The sequence below is a fragment of the Oscillochloris sp. ZM17-4 genome, from assembly GCF_019599295.1.
In the GTDB taxonomy this organism is placed as follows: domain Bacteria; phylum Chloroflexota; class Chloroflexia; order Chloroflexales; family Chloroflexaceae; genus Oscillochloris.
This window is the reverse complement of the sequence record NZ_JAIEWN010000105.1, coordinates 1-5,879: the sequence shown is the minus strand read 5'-3', so window position 1 is coordinate 5,879 and position 5,879 is coordinate 1. Positions and strand designations below refer to the sequence as shown.

6 protein-coding genes and 1 pseudogene are annotated in these 5,879 nt (G+C 68.0%); all 7 read left to right on the top strand.

Features of this window, described 5'->3' with window-relative positions; translation table 11 throughout:
• Positions 1-107, top strand: a pseudogene (locus K2Z83_RS27675) (tRNA (guanosine(37)-N1)-methyltransferase TrmD); the annotation flags it as partial.
• A gap of 170 nt (positions 108-277) precedes the next feature.
• Positions 278-1,153, top strand: coding sequence for an ABC transporter permease (locus K2Z83_RS30300; protein ID WP_220598401.1), 876 nt, complete (start codon positions 278-280; stop codon positions 1,151-1,153).
• A gap of 122 nt (positions 1,154-1,275) precedes the next feature.
• Positions 1,276-2,049, top strand: coding sequence for an ABC transporter ATP-binding protein (locus K2Z83_RS27665; RefSeq protein ID WP_255604563.1), 774 nt, complete (start codon positions 1,276-1,278; stop codon positions 2,047-2,049).
• Between the two features lie 64 nt (positions 2,050-2,113).
• A complete protein-coding gene (locus K2Z83_RS27660) occupies positions 2,114-2,887 on the top strand; it encodes an ABC transporter permease (RefSeq protein WP_220598400.1) in 774 nt (257 codons plus the stop codon).
• A 153-nt stretch (positions 2,888-3,040) separates the two neighbouring features.
• On the top strand, positions 3,041-4,105 hold the full coding sequence (locus K2Z83_RS27655; RefSeq protein WP_255604564.1) for an ABC transporter substrate-binding protein: 1,065 nt from the start codon (positions 3,041-3,043) through the stop codon (positions 4,103-4,105).
• 75 nt (positions 4,106-4,180) lie between these two features.
• Positions 4,181-5,176, top strand: a complete 996-nt coding sequence (locus tag K2Z83_RS27650; protein WP_220598398.1) for a TIGR03842 family LLM class F420-dependent oxidoreductase — start codon at positions 4,181-4,183, stop codon at positions 5,174-5,176.
• 137 nt (positions 5,177-5,313) lie between these two features.
• Positions 5,314-5,879: amidohydrolase family protein (locus K2Z83_RS27645; protein WP_220598397.1), on the top strand; the 566-nt coding region annotated here is incomplete at its 3' end.

Here is a 5,879-nt window from a genome sequence, read left to right as displayed (position 1 = left end):
GCCGCACCCTGGCCCGCCGCCCCGATATGCTCGCCCGCGCCTTCGCCCAGGGCCAGCTCGACAAGAGGGATCTGGCCTACCTCGCCGAGCTTGGCTGGGCGCCGTAGGGCGGGGCGATCTCCTTTGACAAAACCTTTCCCCCCGGCTACACTACGCGTATTCCTGGACTACCCCTACCTATGTGGCCCGCACAGGCACCGCAGCCTGCGGGCACTGGCCGCAGCGCTCCAGCGGCTCGTCGTCACCTTATCCTGATACGCTATACAATGAGGAGCATGTGGCCGAGAAGCCTCTCCCCTCACTCCAGACGGCGGCCACATCTCCGGTGCCCGCCGCGCCGTCATACGTATCCGCCGCCCTTCGGCGCGCGCTGCCCGTCGTCGGCGCGGTGGTCGCCCTGCTGATCCTCTGGGAGGCCAGCAAGCTGGCCTTCGGGATCTCCGACCAGCGGCTGCCCCACCTCGGGGCGATCGTCGAGGCCATGCTCACGCGCACCCAGGGCGGCAGCGGCAACATCCTGCTCGTGCAGACGCTGCTCAACGCCTGGGCCACCTTCCGGGTGGCCCTCGGCGGCTTCCTGGCCGGCGGCCTCATGGGCTTCGCGCTGGCCGCGATCTTCATGGGGCTGCCGATCCTTGAGCGCGGGCTCATGCCCTATGTGATCGGCTCGCAGATGGTGCCCATCCTGGCGATCGCGCCGATGGTGGTCGTCGGCTTTGGCCGCATGGGCGCGCCGCCCTGGGTCGCCAAGGTGATGGTCGCCGCCTACCTGACATTCTTCCCGGTGACGATCGGCATGCTGCGCGGGCTGCGCGCGCCCTCGCCGATGAGCCTCGACCTGATGCGCTCCTACGCGGCGAGCCCGGCCCAGGTCTTCTGGCGGCTGCGCATGCCCACCTCGCTGCCCTACCTGTTCACGTCGCTGAAGGTGGCCGCCTCGGCCAGCGTGATCGGGGCGATCGTGGCCGAGCTGCCCGCCGGCGCCCGCGAGGGCATCGGCGTGATGATCCTCACCTCGGCCCAGTTCTACAACTCGCGGCCGCCCGCCCTCTACATCGCCATCCTGGGCGCCGCCCTGGTCGGCGTGGTCTTCTATGGAATGGTCGCCCTCGCCGAGCGGCTCGTCGTCCGCGACCGCGCCGCCGAGGGCTAGCCCTCTGGGGCTGCGCCCCAGACCGCTTTGTGTTGAGCTTGGGCGGCTTCGCCGCCCAAGCTCAACACAAAAAGATCGCGGGGGAGGCGAAGCCTCCCCCGCACCCCACCGGATTGAGAGCTATGAGCGACGCAATCATCGAGTTCGACCGGGTGAGCAAGATCTACCAGAGCGGCGGCGGCCCGGTCACCGCGCTGCACGACGTGAGCCTGAGCATCGCCGACGGCGAGTTCATCGCCCTGATCGGGCCGAGCGGCTGCGGCAAGAGCACCCTCATGCGCCTGGTGGGCGACCTGGAGCAGCCCAGCGCCGGCGGCCTGCGCGTGCGCGGGAAGACGCCGCACCAGGCCCGCCTCGACCGCGACTACGGCATCGTCTTCCAGTCGCCGGTGCTCTACGAGTGGCGCAGCATCCGCAAGAATGTCGAGCTGCCCCTGGAGATCATGGGCCAGCCCGGCCCCAAGCGCCACGCCCGCGCCGATGAGCTGCTGCGCCTGGTGGGCCTGGGCGACTTCGGCGACGCCTACCCGCACCAGCTCTCCGGCGGCATGCAGCAGCGCGCCTCCATCGCGCGCGCCCTCTCCTTCGAGCCGGCCATCCTGCTCATGGACGAGCCCTTCGGCGCCCTCGACGAGATCACCCGCGAGCGCATGCAGCTGGAGCTGCTCGGTATCTGGGACGGCGGCGACCAGCGCACCACGGTGATCTTCGTCACCCACAGCATCCCCGAGGCGGTCTTCCTGGCCGACCGGGTGGTGGTGATGTCGCCCCGCCCCGGCCGGGTCGAGCGGGTGGTGCCGATCGACCTGCCCCGCCCGCGCAGCTTCGAGACGCGCGAGGACCCGCGCTTCTTCGCCCTCGTCACCGAGGTGCGCGAGGGGCTGCGGGAGCATTAATAATGTTGAATGCTGAATAGAGCCTCTGGGGGTGGAGCAGTAGCTGTAGAATACGAGGGTAGTGATGTCCAGCATTCAACATTCAACATTCAAAATTCAACATTTCCTCCCCCCGATTCTCACCTTCGCCCTGGCGATGGCCGCGTGGGAGTCGCTGGTGCGCGGGTTCGACATCCCGCTCTACCTGCTGCCCGCGCCGAGCCAGGTCGTCGCCACCTTTATGGAGCGGCCGGTCTACCTGCTGGGGATCGGGCTCGCCACCTTCGGCAACGCCCTGGTGGGCAGCCTGATCGGCTGCGGCCTCGGCTGCCTGGTGGCCGCCGCCTGCGTGCGCTGGCCCCTGGCCGCCGACGGGCTGGTGCCGCTCTCCGTGGCCGCCAGCGCCGTGCCGATCATCGCCCTCTCGCCGCTGCTCGGCATCTGGCTCGGCAGCATCAGCCCCGCCTCGAAGGTCGGCGTCGTGGCGATCATGACCTTCTTCCCGACCCTGGTGAACGTCTACCGCGGGCTCAGCTCGCCGCGCGCCGACTCGCTCCTGCTCATGCGCTCCTACGCCGCCCGCCAGCGCGACATCTTCCTGAAGCTGCGCGTGCCCGCCGCGCTGCCCTTCCTGTTCAACGCCCTGCGCATCTGCGCCTCGCTGAGCATGATCGGCGCGGTGGTGGCCGAGTTCTTCGGCGGCCCGCAGAACGCCCTCGGCGTGTATATCAAGACCCAGGCCGGCATCCTGCGCACCGCTGAGGCGTGGTCGGCGATCGTCGTGGCCTGCCTCTTCGGCCTGCTCTTCTATATGGCGGTCGTCGCCATCGAGCGGCGCGCCCTGCGCTGGAAATTGTAGATTGCAGATTGCAGATTGCAGATTGATCTGGTCAATCTGCAATCTGCAATCTGCAATCTGCAATCCGGAGAAAGGAGGTTCAAGGCACCCAAAGCGGCGATGTTCCCGTGCTCTCTCTACATCAGTGTGATGCGTAAGGAGACCCCCGTGCAGATGCGCAAATTCCTCGGGCTGTTCGCCGTGATCATGATGCTCGGCAGCGCCCTGGCCGCCTGTGGCGGCGCCCCGGCCGCCCCGGCCGCCCCGGCCGCCGCCACCGAGGCCGCCCCGGCCGCCGCCGCCACCCCCGACAAGGTGACGCTCCAGCTCAAGTGGGTCGCCCAGGCCCAGTTCGCCGGCTACTTCGCCGCCCTTGAGCAGGGCTACTACAAGGACGAGAACCTCGACGTCACCATCCAGAACGGCGGCCCCGACATCGTGCCCGAGCAGGTGGTGGCCAGCGGCCAGGCCCAGTTCGGCATCGACTGGATGGCCAGCCTGCTCGCCACCCGCGAGACCGGCGCGCCCCTGGTGAACATCGCCCAGGTCTACACCCGCGCCGGCATGCGCGCGCTCTCCTGGAAGGAGAGCAACATCACCTCGCCCGCCGACTTCAAGGGCAAGAAGGTGGCGGTCTGGTTCGGCGGCAACGAGTACAACCTGCTGGCCACGCTCAGCAAGTACAGCATCAACAAGGACAGCGACCTGACCCTGGTGCAGCAGCCCTTCGACATGAACCTGCTGCTGAACAAGGAGGTGGATGCGGCCGCCGCGATGACCTACAATGAGCTCTACCAGGTGCTCAGCGCGGGCCACACGATCGACGAGCTGAACATCCTCGACTATAACGCCGAGGGCACGGCCATGCCCGAGGATGGCATCTTCGTCAGCGCCGACTGGCTCAACGCCGACGCCAAGAACAAGGACATCGCCGCCCGCTTCCTGCGCGCCTCCTTCAAGGGCTGGGCCTACTGCCGCGATAACGTCGACGCCTGCGTCGACTACGTCCTCAAGCAGGACAGCGGCGGCGTGATGACCAAAGAGGCCCAGAAGTGGCAGATGGATGAGGTCAACAAGCTGATCTGGGGCGACCCGATCGACCCGAACACGAAGATCGGCTACCTCACCCCCGAGCTGTTCACGTTTGCCGCCGACACCGCCCTCTCGTTCGGCGTGATCAAGCAGGCCGCCAGCCCCGACGCCTACACCCACGAGATCTGGGATATGGCGACGAAGTAGTGACCGGTGACAGGCTCCCGTAAGGGCGCAGCAGCGCTGCGCTGCTGCGCCCTTACATTGTGTCAGGAGGTACTCATGGAATTCGGCATCACCCTCAAGCTCGACATGCTGCCCGACCGCAGCGTGGCCCTGACCAAGCAGGCCGAGGCCGCCGGCTTCGGCTACGGGTGGGTGTTCGACTCCCACGTGCTCTGGCAGGAGCCCTACCCCATGCTGACGCTCATGGCCAACGCCACCGAGCGCATGCGCCTGGGCACCTGCGTCACCAACCCCGCCGTGCGCGACATCACCGTCACCGCCAGCACGCTGGCCACCCTGAACCTGATCTCCGGCGGCCGCATGGACCTCGGCATCGGCCGGGGCGACAGCTCGCGGCGCGTGCTCGGCAAGCGCCCGACCACCCTCGGCGACCTTGAGGAGGCCACGCTGAAGATCAAGGCCCTGGCCACCGGCGTCGCCATCCAGCACGATGACCAGGATGTCCATATGCCCTGGGCGGTCTCGTCGGCCCCGCTGCCGATCTGGCTGGCCGGCTACGGCCCCAAGGTGCTCACGATGGCCGGCCGCATCGCCGACGGGGTCATCCTCCAGCTGGCCGACCCGGCGCTCATCCGCTGGTTCCTGACCTTCGTCCACGAGGGCGCCCGCCAGGCCGGCCGCGACCCATCCAGCATCAGGGTCATGGCCGCCGCGCCGGTCTGGGTCTCCGACGACCTGCCCGCCGCCCGCGACAAGGTGCGCTGGTTCCCGGCCCTCGTCGCGAACCACGTGGTGGACCTGATCGCCCGCTACGACCAGGCCCAGCTGCCGCCCGAGCTGACCGCCTACGTGCGCGGCCGCGAGAGCTACGACTACCAGAAGCACGCCGAGGTGGGCAGCAGCAACGCCGCCTTCGTCAGCGACGAGGTGGTCGACCGCTTCTGCATCGTCGGCCCGGTCGCGGAGCAGCGGCGCCGCCTGCGCGAGCTGGCCGACGCCGGGGTGACGCAGTTCAACATCTACCTGATGTCGGGCGACGAGGAGCAGTGCCTAGAGGTCTACGGCCGCGAGATCGTGCCGGCGTTTGTGTAGGAGGCTGGGGCCTGCGGCCCCAACCTGCTTTTAGTTGGGTATTTGGCGGCTTCGCCGCCAAATACCCAACTAAAAATAATATGGGGCGGCTTCGCCGCCCCATACCCCACCGGTAGGTGACAGCAAAGGAGCTTGCGATGTCCACACTGATCACGGGCGGCACCGTCGTCACGGCGGGCGACACCTTTACGGCCGATGTGCTGATCGATGGCGAGAAGATCGTCGCCGTGGGCTCCGGCCTGAGCGGCGACAGCACGATCGACGCCGGCGGGGCCTACGTCATCCCCGGCGGGATCGACGTCCACACCCACCTCGACATGCCCTTCGGCGGCACCACCTCGTCCGACGACTTCTTCACCGGGCACCGGGCGGCGGCCTTCGGCGGCACCACCATGCATATCGACTTCGCCATCCAGCCCAAGGGGGCCTCGCTGCGCGAGACCCTGGACATCTGGCACGGTAAGGCGAAGGGCAAGGCGGCGATCGACTACGGCTTCCACGTGGCGATCACCGACCTGCGCGACGAGGTGCTGGAGGAGATGCAGCACACCGTCGCCTACGGGGCCACCAGCATGAAGCTGTTCATGGCCTACAAGGGCGCGCTCCAGGTGGACGACACGACCCTGTTTAAGGCCATGCAGCAGGCCGCCGCGCACAAGCTGCTGATCATGGTCCACGCCGAGAACGGCGACGCGATCGACGT